Source organism: Kitasatospora sp. NPDC056138 (assembly GCF_042264695.1).
In the GTDB taxonomy this organism is placed as follows: Bacteria; Actinomycetota; Actinomycetes; order Streptomycetales; family Streptomycetaceae; genus Kitasatospora.
The window spans coordinates 120,827-139,197 of the sequence record NZ_JBHJVK010000013.1 but is presented as its reverse complement, the minus strand read 5'-3'; the positions used below and the strand labels follow the sequence as shown (position 1 = coordinate 139,197).

At 72.9% G+C, this 18,371-nt stretch carries 14 protein-coding genes and 1 pseudogene; 8 read left to right on the top strand and 7 right to left on the bottom strand.

Going from position 1 to position 18,371, the window contains the following annotated elements:
- The 6 genes and pseudogenes from ACFC1R_RS12045 to ACFC1R_RS12020 all read left to right on the top strand — a co-directional run.
- Nucleotides 1-144, top strand: a pseudogene (locus ACFC1R_RS12045) (sulfate adenylyltransferase small subunit); the annotation flags it as partial.
- Nucleotides 145-146: 2 nt separating this feature from the next.
- Nucleotides 147-1,472 carry a sulfate adenylyltransferase subunit 1 gene (locus ACFC1R_RS12040; protein WP_375936714.1) on the top strand — a complete coding sequence of 442 codons (1,326 nt, stop codon included), beginning with the start codon at nt 147-149 and terminating at the stop codon, nt 1,470-1,472.
- Between the two features lie 218 nt (nt 1,473-1,690).
- Complete coding sequence (locus ACFC1R_RS12035; protein ID WP_375936711.1) at nt 1,691-2,842, top strand: aliphatic sulfonate ABC transporter substrate-binding protein; 1,152 nt, start codon at nt 1,691-1,693, stop codon at nt 2,840-2,842.
- Between the two features lie 130 nt (nt 2,843-2,972).
- A complete protein-coding gene (locus tag ACFC1R_RS12030; protein WP_375936708.1) occupies nt 2,973-3,776 on the top strand; it encodes an ABC transporter ATP-binding protein in 804 nt (267 codons plus the stop codon).
- Nucleotides 3,763-4,710: an ABC transporter permease gene (locus ACFC1R_RS12025; protein WP_375936705.1), complete on the top strand. Its 948-nt coding sequence runs from the start codon at nt 3,763-3,765 to the stop codon at nt 4,708-4,710. Before ACFC1R_RS12030 ends, ACFC1R_RS12025 begins: the two co-directional genes overlap by 14 nt.
- A 326-nt stretch (nt 4,711-5,036) precedes the next feature.
- Complete coding sequence (locus ACFC1R_RS12020; RefSeq protein WP_375936736.1) at nt 5,037-5,765, top strand: sirohydrochlorin chelatase; 729 nt, start codon at nt 5,037-5,039, stop codon at nt 5,763-5,765.
- Nucleotides 5,766-5,874: 109 nt separating this feature from the next.
- Here ACFC1R_RS12020 and ACFC1R_RS12015 read toward each other — a convergent pair whose 3' ends face one another.
- The 4 genes from ACFC1R_RS12015 to ACFC1R_RS12000 form a co-directional block, all read right to left on the bottom strand.
- Nucleotides 5,875-6,447: a hypothetical protein gene (locus ACFC1R_RS12015; protein ID WP_375936702.1), complete on the bottom strand. Its 573-nt coding sequence runs from the start codon at nt 6,445-6,447 to the stop codon at nt 5,875-5,877.
- Between the two features lie 417 nt (nt 6,448-6,864).
- Nucleotides 6,865-8,562, bottom strand: coding sequence for a DEAD/DEAH box helicase (locus ACFC1R_RS12010; RefSeq protein WP_375936699.1), 1,698 nt, complete (start codon nt 8,560-8,562; stop codon nt 6,865-6,867).
- 228 nt (nt 8,563-8,790) lie between these two features.
- Nucleotides 8,791-8,997, bottom strand: coding sequence for a cold-shock protein (locus ACFC1R_RS12005; RefSeq protein WP_045299214.1), 207 nt, complete (start codon nt 8,995-8,997; stop codon nt 8,791-8,793).
- Nucleotides 8,998-9,308: 311 nt separating this feature from the next.
- A complete protein-coding gene (locus ACFC1R_RS12000; protein ID WP_375936696.1) occupies nt 9,309-11,486 on the bottom strand; it encodes an MMPL family transporter in 2,178 nt (725 codons plus the stop codon).
- A gap of 416 nt (nt 11,487-11,902) precedes the next feature.
- On the opposite strand from ACFC1R_RS12000, the gene ACFC1R_RS11995 reads away from it, so the two are divergent.
- Complete coding sequence (locus ACFC1R_RS11995) at nt 11,903-12,787, top strand: phosphotransferase enzyme family protein (RefSeq protein ID WP_375936693.1); 885 nt, start codon at nt 11,903-11,905, stop codon at nt 12,785-12,787.
- Between the two features lie 196 nt (nt 12,788-12,983).
- Entirely contained in the window at nt 12,984-13,943 is a 960-nt protein-coding gene (locus tag ACFC1R_RS11990) for a polysaccharide deacetylase family protein (protein WP_375936691.1), read from the top strand.
- A 174-nt stretch (nt 13,944-14,117) separates the two neighbouring features.
- Here ACFC1R_RS11990 and ACFC1R_RS11985 read toward each other — a convergent pair whose 3' ends face one another.
- The 3 genes from ACFC1R_RS11985 to efeU all read right to left on the bottom strand — a co-directional run bounded on the left by ACFC1R_RS11985 (nt 14,118) and on the right by efeU (nt 18,358).
- Nucleotides 14,118-14,819, bottom strand: coding sequence for an exonuclease domain-containing protein (locus tag ACFC1R_RS11985; protein WP_375936688.1), 702 nt, complete (start codon nt 14,817-14,819; stop codon nt 14,118-14,120).
- Between the two features lie 126 nt (nt 14,820-14,945).
- Complete coding sequence (gene efeB, locus ACFC1R_RS11980; RefSeq protein WP_375936733.1) at nt 14,946-16,247, bottom strand: iron uptake transporter deferrochelatase/peroxidase subunit; 1,302 nt, start codon at nt 16,245-16,247, stop codon at nt 14,946-14,948.
- Complete coding sequence (gene efeU / locus ACFC1R_RS11975) at nt 16,244-18,358, bottom strand: iron uptake transporter permease EfeU (RefSeq protein WP_375936685.1); 2,115 nt, start codon at nt 18,356-18,358, stop codon at nt 16,244-16,246. The genes efeB and efeU overlap by 4 nt, the downstream gene beginning before the upstream one ends.
- Nucleotides 18,359-18,371 lie beyond the last annotated feature (13 nt).

Sequence of the window (18,371 nt, the reverse complement as noted above, 5' to 3'; positions counted from 1 at the left end):
GCCGTCGACTCCGACGCCGCCACCACCGCCGACGTCATCACCGAGATCGCCGCCAGCCGCCTGACCGAACGCGGCGCCACGAGGGCCGACGACAAGCTCTCCGAGGCCGCCATGGAAGACCGCAAGCGCGAGGGGTACTTCTAGACATGACCACCACTCAGGCCACCGAGGCGCTCGGCGCCACCTCGCTGCTGCGCTTCGCCACCGCCGGCTCCGTGGACGACGGCAAGTCGACCCTGGTCGGCCGGTTGCTGCACGACTCCAAGTCGGTGCTGGCAGACCAGCTGGAGGCCGTCGAGCACGCCTCCCGCAACCGGGGCCAGGAGGCCCCCGACCTCGCCCTGCTCACCGACGGCCTGCGCGCCGAGCGCGAGCAGGGCATCACCATCGACGTCGCCTACCGCTACTTCGCCACCCCCCGGCGGCGGTTCATCCTCGCCGACACCCCGGGCCACGTGCAGTACACCCGCAACATGGTCACCGGCGCCTCCACCGCCGAGCTGGCCGTCGTCCTGGTCGACGCCCGCAACGGCGTGGTCGAGCAGACCCGCCGGCACGCCGCCGTGGCGGCCCTGCTGCGGGTGCCGCACGTGGTGCTGGCCGTCAACAAGATGGACCTGGTCGAGTACGCCGAGCCCGTCTTCGCCCGGATCGCCGAGGAGTTCACCGCCTACGCCGCCTCGCTCGGCGTCCGCGACATCGTCTCCGTCCCGATCTCCGCACTGGCCGGGGACAACGTGGTGGAGCCCTCCGCCCACATGGACTGGTACGGCGGCCCGACCCTGCTGGAGCACCTGGAGACCGTCCCGGTCGGCAGCGACCCGAGCCGGCAGCCCGCCCGCTTCCCGGTCCAGTACGTGATCCGCCCGCAGACCGAGGAGCACCCGGACTACCGCGGCTACGCGGGCCAGCTGGCCTCCGGCGTGCTGCGCGTCGGAGACCCGGTCACCGTCCTGCCGTCCGGCCACACCACCACCGTCGCGGGCATCGACGCCCTCGGCCGGGAGACGGACACCGCCTGGGCCCCCCAGTCCGTCACCGTCCGCCTCGCCGAGGACATCGACGTCTCCCGCGGCGACCTGATCGCGGCCGGCGCGGTGCCCGTCCCCACCAAGGACATCGAGGCCACCGTCTGCCACCTGGCCGAGCGCCCGCTGCGGACCGGCGACAAGGTGCTGCTCAAGCACACCACCCGCACGGTGCGCGCACTGGTCCGGGAGATCTCCTACCGCATCGACGTCGAGACCCTCGAACAGCGCGGCGAGGCGACGGAGTTGAACGTCAACGACATCGGCCACGTGGTGCTGCGCACCGCCGAGCCGCTGGCGCTGGACGACTACACGGACAACCGCCGCACCGGATCGTTCCTCCTGATCGACCCGGCCGACGGCGCCACCCTCACCGCCGGCATGGCGGGCGAGGCCTTCGACACCGTACGCACCGCCGAGCCGGACGAGGAGGACTGGGTCTGATGCCCTGCGAGGCGTTCTCGGGCATGGACAAGGAAGGCGGCCGCATCGGCAGCGGCGTCCTCGGCAGCGGCGAGGGCGGACTGGCGCGATGTGCAGGCGGACAGGGGCGCTGAGCCCCTGTCACCGGGCCGTCCCTCCCCTGACCGCCCGGCCTGCCCGGCATCCGAGATGCCGTCAGCACCACGATCCGCCCCTCCTCCCATGACAGGACGACTCCCATGGCACCGAACCCGGCGATCCCGCATACCCGCAAGCAGCCCGGCTTCGGCCGGACCAGACGGTCGGCCGCAGCCGCCGCGGCCGCCCTGACCGCCGTCGGCCTGCTCTCCGCCTGCGGCTACGGCTCCAAGAGCAGCGACAGGACGGACGCCGCCCCGGCGGCCGCCACCGCCTCGGGGACGAAGCTCTCCGCCGACACCGTGAAGATCGGCTACTTCCCGAACCTGACCCACGGCACCGCCCTGGTCGGGATCAAGGACGGCATCTTCCAGAAGGAACTGGGCGCCACCCGGATCAAGACCCAGACCTTCAACGCGGGTCCGGCCGAGATCGAGGCGCTCAACGCCGGCTCCATCGACATCGGCTGGATCGGCCCCTCCCCGGCGATCAACGGTTACACCAAGTCCAACGGGCAGTCCCTGAAGATCATCGGCGGTTCGGCCTCCGGCGGCGTCAAGCTGGTGGTCAACCCCGACCGGATCAAGTCGCTGGACGACCTCAAGGGCAAGAAGATCGCCACCCCGCAGCTCGGCAACACCCAGGACGTCGCGCTGCTCAACTACCTGGCGGGCAAGGGCTACAAGGTCGACGCCCAGTCCGGTGCGGGCGACGTGAGCGTGGTCCGCACCGACAACAAGGTCACCCCCGACGCCTACAAGTCCGGCTCCATCGACGGCGCCTGGGTGCCCGAGCCGACCGCCTCCAAGCTGGTCACCCTCGGCGCCAAGGAACTCCTCAACGAGAAGTCCCTGTGGCCCGACGGCAAGTTCGTGATCACCAACATCATCGTCTCGCAGAAGTTCCTCAAGGAGCACCCGGACGTGGTCGAGGCCGTGCTGCGCGGCTCGGTGAACACCAACGCCTTCATCAAGGCCGACCCGGCGCGGGCCAAGGCCGACGCCAACGCCCAGCTCAAGATCGACGCGGGCAGCTCGCTGGATCCGGCGGTCCTCGACCCGGCCTGGCAGGACATCGAGTTCCTCGACGACCCGCTGGCCGGCACCCTGCAGGCCGAGGCCGACCACGCGGTCACCGCCGGGCTGCTCAAGAAGCCCGGCCTGAACGGGATCTACGACCTGACCCTGCTCGACAAGGTGCTGGGACAGCAGGGCCGCCCCGCCGTGGCGGACGCCGGGCTCGGCACCAAGTAGGCCGCCCCGCACAGCTCCGGGGCCCGTCCCCACTCCGTCCCGGTCGATGCCCAGCACGGGACGGCGCGGGGCCGGGCCCCGGCTCCAGCTTCCCGCCAGACGCCAGACCACTCACGCAGGAGGTGCCCGGATGACCCCGGCACTGACCACCTCGGAGACCGCCCCCGGCAGCGAGGCCGCAGGCGGCGCCCCCGCCGTCCGGCTCTCGCACGTCCACAAGAGCTTCGGCCGCCCCGGCGCGGCCACCCCGGTGCTGGACGACATCTCGCTCGACGTCGCCCCCGGCGAGTTCGTCACCCTGCTCGGCGCCTCGGGCTGCGGCAAGTCCACCCTGCTCAACCTGGTCGCCGGACTCGACAAGCCCACCGCCGGCAGCATCGAGGTCCCCGGCGGCCGCCCCGCGCTGATGTTCCAGGAGCACGCGCTCTTCCCCTGGCTCACGGCGGGCCGCAACATCGAACTCGCCCTCCGGCTGGCCGACGTCCCGCGCGCCGAACGCCGCCCGGAGGCCGAGCGCCTGCTCGACCTGGTCCGGCTCGGCGGCTCCTACGGCAAGCGGGTGCACGAACTGTCCGGCGGCATGCGCCAGCGCGTCGCGATGGCCAGGGCACTCGCCCAGGGCAGCCGGGTCCTGCTGATGGACGAGCCGTTCGCGGCCCTGGACGCCATCACCAGGGACGTGCTGCACGACGAGATCACCCGGATCTGGGCCGAGCGGCAGCTCGCCGTGCTGTTCGTCACCCACAACGTCCGCGAGGCCGTCCGGCTCGCCCAGCGCGTCGTCCTGCTCTCCTCCCGCCCCGGCCGGGTCGCCCGGGAGTGGCGGATCGACCTGCCCCAGCCGCGCCGCATCGAGGACACCGGCGTCGCGGACCTGTCCATCGAGATCACCGAAGAACTGCGTGGGGAGATCCGCCGCCATGGCAAGCACTGACACCGCACCCGTGCCGGTCCGGAAGGCGCCCACCGAGGACACCCCGGTCGGCACCCGGCCTGCCGAGGACGCCCCGGTCAGCACCGAGGACCTCGGCGCGGGCCTGGACGCGCTGGACAGCGTCGTCGTCCAGCGCACCCCGCTCACCCGGACCCTGCGGGAGAAGGTCCTCCCCCCGGCACTCGCCGTCGTGCTGGTGCTCGGCCTCTGGCAGCTGGCCTTCATCCTCGAACTCACCGACACCTACAAGCTGCCCAGCCCCGCCATGGTCTGGCAGAGCCTGGCCGACCTGTGGACCCAGGGCACGCTGTTCTCCATCATCTGGACCAGCATCTGGCGCGGCGTCTCCGGCTTCCTCGCGGCCGTCGTCATCGGCACGCCGATCGGGCTGCTGGTCGCCCGGGTCAAGCCCGTCCGGGCCGCGATCGGGCCGATCCTCTCCGGCCTGCAGTCGCTGCCCTCGGTCGCCTGGGTGCCCGCCGCCGTCATCTGGCTCGGCATCAACGACTCCGCGATGTACGCCGTCATCCTGCTCGGCGCCGTCCCGTCCATCGCCAACGGCCTGGTCTCCGGCGTCGACCAGGTCCCGCCGCTGTTCCTGCGGGCCGGCCGGACGATGGGCGCCACCGGCCTCGCCGGCGCTCGCCACGTCCTGCTGCCCGCCGCCCTCCCCGGCTACCTGGCCGGACTCAAGCAGGGCTGGGCCTTCTCCTGGCGCTCCCTGATGGCCGCCGAGCTCATCGCGTCCTCCCCCGACCTCGGCCTCGGCCTCGGCCGCTACCTGGAGAACAGCCGCGAGGCCTCCGACATGTCCGGTGTGCTGCTCGGCATCGTCCTGATCCTCTTCGTCGGCATCGCCATCGACCTGCTGATCTTCTCCCCGTTGGAGCGCCGCGTGCTGCGCAGCCGGGGCCTGCTGGTCGCCAACCGCTGACACCCCACCGCTCCGAAGGGCCGCCCATGTCCACGAGCAGACTGTCCGCCGCCGCCCCGAACCGCCTCGCCACAGGCCCCGGAGCGGCGGCGGCAGCCTGCCCGGACACGCCCCGGCGCCCCGACGGCCCGCACCCGCTCACCGCCCGGCCCACCGCACCCGCCGGAGCCCCGGCCACGCGCACGGCCGGCACCACCGCGGAGCCCGCCCTCCCCTTCGCGGACCGGGCCCTGCCCCCGGCCAGGCCCCGGACCCGGCCGCCGGTCCGTCCCGAGCCCGCCGGGGCACCGGGCCCCCGCCCCGGCCCGTCGGCCGGCGCTCCGGCACTGCTGCTGATCGCCCACGGCAGCCGCGACCCCCGGCACGCCGCCACCGTGGACGCCCTGGTCCGGCGACTCCGCTCGCTGCGTCCCGCCCTGGAGGTCGCCACCGCCTACCTGGACCACTGCGCCCCGCGCATCCCCCAGGTCCTCGGCCGCCTCGACGGCGCCCCTGCGGTGGCCGTCCCGCTGCTCCTCAACCGGGCCTTCCACGCCAAGAGCGACGTCCCGGCCGCACTCCGCGAGGCCGGAGCCGACCTACCGGTCGCGGACGTCCTCGGCCCGTCCCCGCTGCTCCTCGACGCCCTGGACCGCCGCCTGGCCGAGTCCGGCCTCGACCTGGGCTCCGCCGCCGTCCGCGCCGGCACCGGCGTGGTCCTGACCGCCGCCGGCTCCTCGGACCCGGCCGCCGACGCCGCCACCCGGGCACTCGCCGCCGACTGGCAGCGCACCCGGGGCTGGGCCGGCGTCGAGGTCGCCTACGCCTCGGCCACCGGACCGCGCGTCCCGGACGCCGTCGCCGCGCTGCGCGCCACCGGGGTCCGCCAAGTGGCCGTCGCACCCTACCTGTTGGCGCCGGGACTGCTCCCCGACCGGATCGCCTCCGCCGCCACCGACGCCGCCGCCGATCTGATCTCCCCGGTCCTCGGCGCCGCTCCGGAGATCGCCCGGCTCCTGCTACGCCGCTACGACCTGGCCGGCCGCACCGCCCGGATCACCAGCCTGACGGCCTGAGCCCGTACGGCGCCCCTGCTGCGGTACGCCTTCTGCACGCGTCGATCCACCCCGCGGGACCGTCCGGAGCGGGAAGTCCGGGGCGGCCCCACGGCCCCGTCCACCCGGCTCAGCCGGCCGCGCGTCCGGCCAGTTGCCCGCGCGCCCAGCCGTCCCGGCAGGCCGCCCGCGCCGCCCGCAGCGCGCTCAGGTAGCGCTCCCGGACGTCCGCCAGCGCCTCCCGTGCCGCGAGGCCGGCGGGCGTCGGCCGTCCGGCCCGCAGGTCCTGCTCGCTCGCGTGGGCAAGCGGCGCCTGCACCCACGTCCAGGCTCCCGCCGCACAGACCTGCTGGTACGGGTCGCCCGCCTCGACCGCCTGCACCAGGCTCTCCTGCACCCGCCGCCGCCCGACGGCCGCCACCAGGACGGCGGCGAGCCAGCGCGGCGAACTCGGATCGTCGTCGCTCACCAGCGCCCGGAGCACCGACGTGTAGTGCCGCTCGACCAGCGGCCGGTTCCCGGTCAGCGCCTGTACGGCCGACTGCCGCTTGTGGCCCACCCGGTGGTACTGCGGATAGTGCGGCTCCCGCTCGGCGAACGCGGCGACGCGTGGGTCCGCCGGGTCGGTCCAGACCACACCGAGCGCCTCCAGGAGCTCGTCCAGGCAGCCCTCCTGCCGAGCCAGCCGTGCGCCGATGTCCATCCGTCCCCGTCCGCCGAAGTTCCGGGCTCCACCTTACGCAGCCCGATGGTGCCGCCCGGCCGGCCCCGGACGATCAGCTCCGGACCGCCGTGGAACCGGACAAAGAGCGGCAGGCCGGGCCCTCGAAGGGACGGCCCGGCCCCGACCGTGGGACGGGAGGACCACCACCGGCCGGCAGCGCCGCGGCGACCCGGGGCGCAGCACTCCACGAACCGACTGGGCTCCCGTCCGGCCCGCCACGGAAACCTGACGCACCGTCAACTAGCCATCTGCGCAACCGGTTCCAGCGCACCCGAGGGGATTCCGAACCGGTTCCGGACTCCGGCGGGCGCGGGCGCGGCCCGGCCGCGACAGCACCCCGGCCCGCCAGGGCGTGCCTGGCGGGCCGGAGGAGAGCAGCCGGAGACCGGCGGACGGTCAGTCGGACTTGCGGCGCTGACGGCCGGTGCCGTAGTTGGAGCCGCTCTTGGAACCGGAGCCGGGCTTGGTGCGGCCGGAGGTCTTGCCGATGAAGCCGGCTGCCATCCGGCGGCCGCCGCCCTCGCCCGAACCCGAGCCCGCGGCCGAGCCGGCGGTACCGGCGGCACCGAAGCGCTGCTTGGGACGCGGCCGCTTGGCGTTGCCGTTGATGTCCACGTCGGCGGGCAGGCCGGAGCGCTTGGGCGCCCGGCGACGGGCCGGGGCCGTACCGGCGGCCGGGGCGGCGGGCGCGGGCTGGGCCGGGGCCGCGATCGGGAGGACGGCGACGCCGCTGGGCGTGCGCGCGCCGGTGATCCGGGCCAGCTCGGAGTCGGTGGGGCGGACCTTGGTGACGGTGGGCCGGATGCCGGCGGTGGACATCAGCCGGTTGACCTCGCGGCGCTGCTCGGGCAGCACCAGGGTGACCACGGTGCCGGACTCGCCGGCCCGTGCGGTGCGGCCGCCGCGGTGCAGGTAGTCCTTGTGGTCGATCGGCGGGTCGACGTTGACGACCAGGTCCAGGCCGTCGATGTGGATGCCGCGGGCGGCGACGTTGGTGGCGATCAGCGCGCTGACCTGGCCGTCGCGGAACTGGTCCAGGGTGCGGTTGCGCTGCGGCTGGGACTTCCCGCCGTGCAGCGCGGCGGCCTGCACACCGCTGGCCCGCAGCTGCTTGGCCAGCCGGTCGGCGCCGTGCTTGGTGTGCACGAACATGATCACGCGGCCCTCACGGGCGGCGATCCGCGCGGTGGCCTCGGCCTTGTCCGCCGCCTCCAGCTGGAGCAGGTGGTGGTCCATGGTGGTCACCGCGCCGGCCGAGGGATCCACCGAATGGGTGACCGGGTCGGTCAGGAAGCGGCGCACCAGGCGGTCGACGTTGCGGTCCAGGGTTGCCGAGAACAGCATCCGCTGTCCTCCCTCGGCGACCTGCTCCAGGAGCTTGGTGACCTGCGGCAGGAAGCCCATGTCGGCCATCTGGTCGGCCTCGTCGAGGACGGTGATCCGCACCTCGTCGAGCTGGACGTCCTGCCGGTTGATCAGGTCGTCCAGTCGGCCGGGGGTGGCGACCAGGACCTCGGTGCCGCGCCGGACCGCGTTGGACTGCTTGTTGATCGACATGCCGCCGACCACGGTGGTGATCCGCAGGTTGACGGCGCTCGCGTACGGGGTGAGGGCGTCGGTGACCTGCTGGGCCAGCTCGCGGGTGGGCACCAGCACGAGGGCCAGCGGGCGGCGGGCCGAGGCGCGCTGTCCGGCGGTGCGGGCCAGCAGCGGCAGGCCGAAGGCGAGGGTCTTGCCGGAGCCGGTACGGCCCCGGCCGAGCACGTCACGACCGGCGATCGAGTCGGGCAGCGTGGCGGCCTGGATCGGGAAGGGCTCGGTGACGCCCTCCTTGGCGAGCGCGGAGAACAGTGCCTTGGGCATCTCCAGCTCGGCGAAGCTCTGCGCGGCCGGACGGGCGGGGGTGCCCTCGACCACGGTGAAGTCCTCGGCCACCTGGGGCGCGGCAGCCGCGCGGGAGCGCGGGGCGCGGCGCGGCGCGGCGGAGGTGCGGGCGCGGTCGGCGCCGCGGGTGCGGTCCGCCGTACGGGCGCGGTCGGTGGCGCGCGGGCGGTCCGTGGTGCGGTTGCGCGGCGGGCGGGCAGGGGTGGTCATGGGCTCTCCAGTCCTGGGTCGGCCGATGGCCGCGGCTACCGCGTGATGATCGCAGAGGATCGCGGGTGCCGTGGCAATGGTCCATGGGTGCCCCCAGCCGGAGGCTGGGGGAAGGTCGGCCGTCAGGGGTGAAGTGCGCCGCCCCGGCCGTTCGGCGGCATGGGCGAGGGCCCGCACCGTGCGGTGCGGGCCCTCGCTTCGCGACAAGCTGTCGGCGTGAGCCGATGGTCAGCCGATGACGCGGATGTTCTCGGCCTGCGGGCCCTTCTGGCCCTGGGTGACGTCGAACTCGACGTGCTGACCCTCGAGCAGCTCACGGAAGCCCTGGGCGGCGATGTTCGAGTAGTGGGCGAAGACGTCCGGGCCGCCACCCTCCTGCTCGATGAAGCCGAAGCCCTTCTCGCTGTTGAACCACTTCACGGTGCCGGTAGCCATAACCGTCTCCTCTTTCTGGGGCATCAGGACCTACACCTCGTAGGCCCCAAGTAGCCGCGATCCCCATCCGGAGACAAAACACCGGACAAAACAAATGCGCCTGTTGGGTTGGTAACCAGCAGGCGCACACATACGTTCATGGGAACCAAAACTGCAACTGCCTCGACTGTAGCACGGGAGGGCGGTCAAATGATCGGAAAAGTTTCCCTCGCCACAGTGCGTCGTCACCGGGTTTACCTGCACGGATGAGGGGGCATGCGGTGTGCTCACCGCATGCCCCCCGCCCTGTGACTACGGGCTACCGCTCACCGTCACACACGGCCGGCGGGCTCCCGGTCGTCCTCGTAGGGGACGGCGGCCAGCGGGGCCGGAGCCCCGTGCCCGGCCAGCTCGCCGTGGCCGGGCCACCAGGCGGCCCGGCCGAGCAGCGCGGTGATGGCCGGGGTGAAGAAGAGCGCCATCACGAACGCCGCCACGATGATGCCGAAGGCGATCGAGAAGCCGATCTCGCTGAACAGGACGTTGCCCGCCAGCATGAAGGTCGCGAAGGACGCGGCCAGGATGGAGCCGGCCGCACCGACGGTCGGACCGGCGTGGCGGACCGCCTCGGCCGCCGCCTCACGCGGCGAGCGCCCCTCGGCGGCCTCCTCGCGCAGTCGGGCGACCATCAGGATGTTGTAGTCGGTGCCGATCGCCACCACGAAGAGGTAGATGAAGATCGGCAGCATGAACATCAGGCCCGGCTGGTTCGCGACGTGCTGGAAGATCAGGCTGGTGGCACCGAGCGTGGCGCCGAAGCCGAGACCCACCGAGGCCATCAGGTACCAGGGGGCGACGACGCTGCGCAGCAGCAGGCCCAGGATCAGCATGATCAGCAGGCCGGCGATCGGGAAGACCAGCTTGTAGTCGTGCGCCATCGCCGTGTTGATGTCCTTGTTCACCGAGGTGCTACCGGAGACAAAGGCCTTGGTCCCGTCCGGGGCGTCCGCGTGGGCGGTGTTCCGGAGCTTGGTCACGGTGTCGATGGCCGCGTTGCTGGCAGGGGCGTCCTTGAGCATGACGGTGAAGTCCGCCGTGGCGCCGTCCTTGCTGAGCTGCGGCTCGGGCAGCACCTGGGCGACGCCCGGGACCTCGGCGAGCTTGCCCGCATAGGTCTTCAGCGCCCCCTGGTCGAGCTTGGCGCCGTCGGTGGCGCTGGTCACGAGGACGTGGCTCGGGTCGGCCGCGCCCGCCGAGAAGGCGTCCATCATCTTGGTCTGGACGACCATGGACTCCTTGCTCTTCGGCATCGAGCCGCCGCTGAGGTCGAAGGTGCCCTTGTAGCCGAGCGCGGCCAGGGTGAGGGCGATCAGCACACCACCGGAGGCCAGGGCGACCATGGCGGGACGGCGCTGCACCATCCGGCCCAGAGCGGCGAAGCGGGCGCCCTCGCGCTCCTCCATCCACTTCTTGCCGGGCCAGAACAGGGCCTTGGCGGGGAGCACCGAGAGCACGGCGGGCACCAAGGTGACCGAGGCAATGGCGGTGGTGACGACGGCGATGGCGAGCGCCGGGCCGATCGCCTTGAACATGCCGAGGCTGGAGAGCACCAGCACCGCGAAGGCGGCGGCGACGGCACCGGCGGCGGAGGTGATCGCCTCGCCGACCCGGCCGACCGCGTTGGCCACGGCCGTCTTGCGGTCCTCACCGGCCCGCAGCCGCTCGCGGTAGCGGAACATCAGGAAGAGGAAGTAGTCGGTACCGACACCGAGCAGCACCACGAGCAGCATCGCCGACATGGTGTTGTCGGCCTTCAGGTCGAAGAGCTTGGTGGCGTAGTTGATCAGACCCTCGGCGGCCGGCTTGACCACCGCCATGATCATCAGCAGCGGCGCCAGCGCGATCAGGACGCTGCGGAAGATGATCGCGAGGATCAGCAGGATCAGCACGAAGGAGCCCATCCCGATCAGGGCATTGGCGAGCCCTGAGGAGTCCTGCATGTCGAGCGCGGACGCCGCCGGGCCACCGACCCGGAACTTCAGCGCCGAACCGTCCGCAAGCTTGCCGCCGTCCGTGCGCAGGTCCTTGGCGACGTCGAGGTAGTCCTGCCCCTGCGCGGTCTTGCCGATCGCGACCATGGACAGCGCGTACTTGCCGTCCTTGGACATGCCCTGCGGGCCGACCGGGAGGATCTGGTCGACGTTCTTGATGTGCTCGTCGGTCAGGCCCTGGACCACCTTCTTCATGGTGGCCTGGTCGGCCGCATCCAGCTTGCCGCCGTCAGCGCGCTCGAACAGCAGCAGGGCGCCGGGCGAGAAGTTGGCAGGGAAGGCCTTCGCCTGCAGCTGGGCGGCCTGGATGGACTCGTAGCTCTTGGGCAGGAAGGCGCTCTCGTCGTTCTGTGCCGCGATGGTCGGCGCGGTCACCGCGACCGCGATCGCACCGACGACCCAGACTGCGATCACCCACCACGCCCGCCTGGCGACGAATTGTCCTATTCGGTGGAACATGCTCGTAATGCCTCCTGGGCATGGTTCACCGCAGCCCTGGGGGGACTGGACATCGGGCGACGGCAGGACCTGGGCAGAGCAGAGCTCTAGCCGGTCGGCAAGTAAGTGACTGAGTGCATCCTACGGGTTCTTACTTGCCGCCCGGCAAGTGGCCCCCGCTGGATCGTGCCCCCCTCGGGGCCCGGAATCCGGCCCCGGTCCATCCTCGCCTCTTGACCAGCCCCGACGCCTCGTGCTCGGGGTGGAGATCCCTCCCCCTCAGGATGGATTCACCCTCTACCCCAAGAAGGAGAACCCGCCCCTGAGGAGTAGGGGGAACCCCGCATCTCCCCTGCCCCACCGCTTGAATCCACCCCTGACCTGGGCCGGGGAGCCCCGAGACGGACCCTCAACCCCTGTACGCCATGATTCACTCCATGACCGCCTTCGACGGGCCGCGCGCCCAGGCCCTGCTCACCACCGCCTGCGCCGCCGCCGGACTGCCCGCTCCGGTGGACGCCCGGCTGCTGGCCCTCGGCGAGAACGCCGTCTTCGACCTCGGCGATCCGGCCGTGGTCGCCAAGGTCGGACGCGGCCCCGAGCTCACCGGGCGCGCCCGCCGCGAACTGGCCGTCGCCGACTGGCTCGCCGGACACGACGTGCCCGTGGTCCGCCCCTACCTGGCCGAGCCCTTGGTCGCAGACGGACACCCCGTCACCTTCTGGCACCGGCTCAGCCCCGCCGTCGGGACGGCGGCGCCCGCCGACCTCGCGCCACTGCTGCGCACCCTGCACCGGCTACCGGCACCGCCGTTCGCGCTCGGCCGCCGCGATCTGCTCGCCCCCGTCGAGCGCTGGCTGGCGAGCGCCGAGGGTCACATCGACCCGGCGGACGCCGACTTCCTGCGCCGGCGCAAGGCCGACTTCGCCGCCGCGATCGGGGGCCTCACCCCGCAGCTGCCGCCCGGTGTGATCCACGGCGACGCCCTGCCGCGCAACGTCCACCTCACCGCCGACGGACCGGTCCTCCTCGACCTGGAGAACGTCTCCCACGACCTGCGCGAACACGACCTGGTGGTCCTCGCGCTCAGCCACGACCGCTACGGCGTCCCCGCCGAGGACTACCTCGCCTTCACCACCGCCTACGGCTGGGACGTCCGCGACTGGCCGGGGTTCGCCGTGCTGCGCGGCGCCCGGGAGACCGCCAGCGCGTCCTGGGTCGCCCAGCAGGTCCCCGGCAACCCAGCCGCGCTCGCCGAGTTCCGCCGCCGGGTCGACTCGCTCCGCGAGGGCGCGACCGCAGTGCGCTGGTACCCCTTCTGACCCCCGCCGCCGCCGGTGATCCTGCGCCGGCAGCCCTTCGACGGCCCTTCGATATACCCCTGGTTCCCCTCCCATCCCTTCTGACCCAAGGGTCGTCTCCATACGCACCTACGGAACCACGCCCTGACGGCGGACGTCGTACCGGGTGCGGCCCGCACTCTCCCGGGCCGCCGGTACGACGTCAGGAGCCGTAGCCATGCGGATACCCAGCCCCCGGTCAGGCCTCGCCCGCACCCTCGGGTACGGTCTGGCCGCGCTGCTCGCGCCCGCCCTGATCGCAGGTTGCGGACCCGCCGAACCCGGCGCCGCCGGCTCGGCGGCGCCCGGCACCCCCACCGTTTCGTCCTCGTCGTCCTCGCCGTCCCGGTCCTCCGCGTCCTCCGCCCCCTGGTCCGGCAGCACGGCCCCGGGGCCGGCCGGCTCCTCGCCCTCCCTGCCCTCCCCGCCCTCGCCCGACCGGACCTCCTCGACGCCGACCCCGGGAGTGAGCTCCACGCCGACCGCGGCCCCGACCGGGAGTTCGACGCCCGCGCCGGCACCGCCGCCCGCCGGCGGCCCGACCTCGATCGTCTACCGCACCGCGTCAGGCGGCCGTACGGTCGCACTCACCTTCGACGACGGACCGAGCCAGTACACCGGCCAGGTGCTCGACCTGCTCGCCCGGTACGGCGCGCACGCCACGTTCTGCCAGATCGGTCCGCAGGCGACCGCCCGGCCGGCCGCCGTCAAGCGCGTCCTGGCCGAGGGGCACCGGCTCTGCGACCACACCGTCCACCACCCGCAGCCGATGCACACGCTCTCCCACGACCGGCAGGTGTACGAGATCACCGCGGCGAAGGACATGATCGCCAAGGCCGGTGGCCCGGGCACGGCGGTCCCGTGGTTCCGCGCGCCCGGCGGGGACTTCGGTGCCGAGAACAGGCTGATCGCCGTTCAGAACGGCATGCGCCCGCTCGGCTGGTCGGTGGACACCCGCGACTGGTCCCGGCCCGGGGTCGCCTCGATCGTGGCCGATGTGCAGCACAACCTCAGGCCCGGCGGGGTGGTGCTGATGCACGACGGCGGCGGCGACCGCAGCCAGACCGTCGCGGCCCTCGGCCAGCTGCTCCCCTGGCTCGTCGCGCACGGCTACACCTTCGACTTCCCCGCCGTCTGACGTCCCGGAGGGGCCGGGAGCGGCAGAGAGCGGCGGCAGCAGGCCGGCCGTACGGTCCCGCACGCCTCGGGACCGACCGGCCCACGGGGGGTGGATGAAGGAGCGGGGCGAGGCCCGAGACCGGGCGGTGCCGTCGGCCCGCGACGCCGCCACCCGTACCGGTCGGACCGGGGCTCAGCGCAGCGGCCAGCGCGGGTCGATGACGGCCTCGGCGTCCTTGCCCTTGCGCAGCCAGGCCTGGAGCCCCTCGGCCCAGGACCGGTGCCAGTCGATCTGGAGCGCGTGCAGCTGCTCGGGTGTCAGGTCGCCGACCTGGGCGGGGTAGCGCTCTCCCAGGGCGACGGCGACCCGCACGGCGGCCAGGGCGTCGCTGCCCGCCTCGTGGGCGTCGGCGAGCTCGACCCCGTACACCTCGCAGACGTGCTGGAGCGTGCGGGAGCCCTTGCGGTAGCGGTCCACCGAACGGTCGATCACCAGGGCGTCCACCACCGGGCCGACGGTGCCGCCGAGCCGCTCGGCGAGCGGGGGACGGCCGTGGCGGCGCAGTTCGGCGTCGAGCAGCGAGAGGTCGAACGGCGCGTTGAAGGCGACCACCGGGTGCCCGAGGGCCAGCCGTTCGCAGAGCGCGGCGGCTATCTCCTCGACCGCCTCGGCCGCCGGTCTGCCGTGGGTGCGGGCCTGTTCGTCGGTGATGCCGTGGATCGCGGCGGCCTCGGCCGGGATCGGCACACCGGGGTCGACCAGCCAGCCCGAGATCCGTTCGACCCGGCCGCCGCGGGTGTCCACCAGGGCGGCGGTGACGATCCGCGAGTGCGCCGGGTCGGTGCCCGTGGTCTCCAGGTCGAAGCCGACCAGTGGCTCCTTCCACCAGCTCATCTGGGGTGTCCTTCCGTGCGTCCGCCGTGGTCTGGCCTCATCATCGCGGGTGCCTGTGACAGCCAGGACGCGCGGCAGCCCCGGCACGGTTCGTACCGGGGCTGCGGCAGGGGCCGGCGCCGTCCGTCAGGCGGAGGCGAGGAGTCCGCGTCCGAGCCAGTCGGCGTTGTCCTTGACCCCGGGCAGGGCGAAGAAGTAGCCGCCGCCGGTGGGCGAGATGTAGTCGACCAGCGGCTCGTCGATCAGGCGGGTCTGAGTGGCCTCGAACTGCCGGACCACGTCCTGCTGGTAGCAGCAGAAGGCCAGGCCCATGTCGAGGTTGCCGACGCTGTCGATGCCCCGGTCGTAGTTGAAGCCCCGGCGCAGTATCCGCGAGTCGGCGGTCTTGTCGGTGCGCGGGTTGGCGAGCCGGATGTGCGCGTCCAGCGGGATGGCGTTGCCGTCCGGGTCCTTGGCGTAGTCGGGTGCGTCGGTCTCCTTGGCACCGTCCAGCGGAGCGCCGGTGTCCTTGCGGCGGCCGAACATCTTCTCCTGCTCGGCGAGCGAGACCCGGTCCCAGAACTCGACCAGCATCCGGATGATCCTGATGACCTGGTAGCTGCCGCCGACGGCCCAGTCGGGTTCGCCCATGCCGGGGGTGACCCAGACCAGCCGGTCCATCACCCGGGAGGAGGTGGTGTCCGGGTTGGCGATGCCGTCCTTGAAGCCGAGCAGGTTGCGCTGGGCGCCGTCCGGGCGGCCGGGGTTCTGGAAGCCGTCGATCCGCCACTTGATCTGCATCGCGCCGCGGGTGTGCCGGGCGATGTCACGCAGTGCGTGCAGCACGGTGTCCTGGCTGTCCGCACAGATCTGCAGCGAGAGGTCGCCGTGCAGCTCGGCGGCGTTCAGGTTGTCGTTGGGGAAGGTCTTCATCGGGTTGAGCTTGACCGGCTTCGCCTTGGCCAGACCGTAGCGGTCGTCGAAGAGCGAGGCGCCGACGCCGACCGTGACGGTCAGGTTGTCGGCCGGCAGCACCGGGCCGAGGATCCCGCTGTCGGACGGCGGTGCGCCGACGCCGAGGTTCGGCGGGGTGCCGCCGCCGGTCAGGAAGCGGATCCGGTCGGTCAGCGTGCGGAAGAGGTTCTCCAGCGCCTTGCGGTCCGGGGCGACCACGTCGCACGAGACGAAGAGGGCGTAGCCGGGTGCGGGCGTGGTGATGCCGGCCTGGTGGGCGCCCTGGAAGGGGACCAACCCGGTCTTGGAGCGGCTCGGGCTGTCGGCGGTGGCCGGGGCGGCGCCGAGGGCCAGCACACCTCCTGCGACGGCGGCGGCTCCGGCGCCCGCGCCGAGCGCGGCCTTGACGAAGCTACGGCGGTCCGAGCCGCCGCGTCCCTCGGAAAGGTGGGCGAAGGGGCACGAGCCGGTGACGGCAGGCTGGTCGGTCATCAGGCGGCCTTCCGGATTTCGAGCAGGGTGGGGACGTTGGCGAGGTCTTCGAGCAGCTGGCCCGCGGCGCCGTCCAGCTGGCGGCGGGCCGTGGGGGCGAGCTGGGCCACGGGGGTCCAACTGCCGTCCGGGCGGTGGGCGGCGTCGAGCAGCCCGTTGATCCGGATCATGCCAGCGTCCACCTCGGTCAGCAGCTCGGGTGCGCGCGACCGGAGCAGCGGCTGAAGGACGGTCAGCAGTTCCTTGGTGCCCGCGACATTGGCCTGCACGGTCGCCAGATTGGTGCCGCTGCCCTGGTCGGTGTCTCCGGTGAGCTCGAACTGGAGCGCGTTCTCAAGGATCTCGTGGGCACGCAGCGGAAGGTCGGTGGGGTCGAACTTCTGCGTGGGGAACGCCTTGCCGAGCCCGTCCACGTCGCTGACCAGCTGGTCGGCCACCGGGGTGAGGTCGTCGGCGCTCTGGTTGTGCCACAGGCCGTACTCCAGGCGGAGGAAGCCGCTGAAGTCCTTGTCCTGCGCCTTGTCGGCCAGACCGTCGGGGCGGCCGTCGATCTTGCCGTCGAAGTCGGCGAAGGTGCCGTAGGCGGCGCCCAGCGAGGCGTACTGGGTGTGTGCGGTGAGCCAGTCGGTGCGGGCGGCGTCCAGGTTGCCCGCGTGGATGTCGGACTGGAGCTGCTGGGTCTGGGTCAGCAGGGTGGCCAGGCCCGTTCCGACGAAGGCCTTGTACGCGGCGAGCGGGGCGTCGAGGTCGCCCTCGGCGACCGGGACGACGGCCTTGACCGCAGCGCCGCCGGAGACGTGCACGCTCGCGGAGGTGACGGTCCGTCCGCCGGTCGGGACGCAGCGCCAGGCGTAGTCGCCGGAGCCTATGGTGGCGGTCAATGCGCGGGTGGTGCCGGGGGCCAGGCCCTCTATCTCGCCGTAGACGGCGTTGCTGCCCGGGTTGACCAGGTAGACCTCGGAGGTCTTGGTGCCGGTGTTGTGCATCTGGAAGACCTGCTGGCCGGGCTGCGGGGCGGCGAAGCCCCTGCCGCAGTCCTGCTCGGAGACCGAGACGGTGGAGCTGCCGGCGGGCTTGCCGTCGCTGACCGCGATCACGGCGCCCGCGACCACGACGGGGACGGCGACCAGCGCCGCCGGGACCAGCCAGCGCGGCCGGCCGCCCTTGGCGGGGGCCTCCTCGGCGGCGGCCGGGGCCTCCTGCGCCGCCGCGGCGGTCCCGGCCCCGGCCGGCTCCGTCCCGGCGTCCGCCACGGTCTCGGCGGGGGCCACGGTCTCGGCGGGGGCCGGCTTGGCGGGGGCGGTCATCCGGACGCCCTGGACGAAGAGCGTCATCACGATCGACAGGTACGCCACGTAGGCCAGCACCTGAATGACGGTCATGGTGACGGTCAGGTTGAGCACGCCCTGGACCAGGGTGGCGTACCAGGACGAGGCGTCGACGTGCCTGCTCAGGTCGAAGGCGTACGCGGTGCCGCCCGGCAGCACGCCCGACTCCTGGAGGTCGCGCAGGCCGTAGCTGAGCACGCCGGCCGCGATGACGATCAGTACGGCGCCGGTCCAGGTGAAGAACCTGGTGAGGTTGATCTTCAGCACCCGGCGGTACAGCGCCCAGCAGAGCCCGGCGGCGAGGACCAGGCCGACCGCCGCACCGGCCAGCGGGCCGGTGGACTCGTCGGCGGTCTGGATGGTGCTCCACAGGAACAGGGAGGTCTCCAGGCCCTCCCGGCCGACGGCCAGGAAGCTGGTGAGGACCAGCGTCCCGGCGCCCATGGCCAGCGCGGCGGTGACCTTCTCACGGATGTCCGAGGAGAGGTTGCGCGCGGACTTGCGCATCCAGAAGACCATCGCCGTGACGAAGCAGACGGCGATCAGGCTGAGCGTGCCGCCGAAGGCCTCCTGGGCGCCGCCGGAGAGCTTGGCGGCGGTGAAGGTGAGCACCGAGCCGAAGCTGAGGGCGAGCGCCACGGCCCCCGCCACTCCGGTCCACACCTGCGGCAGTCGGGCCTTCTGGCCGGATCGCACCAGGGTGGCGACCAGGATGGAAACGATCAACCCGGCTTCCAAACCCTCCCGTAGGCCTATCAGGAAGCTGGGAAACGCGTCGTCCCACATGTCGAGGGTTCTC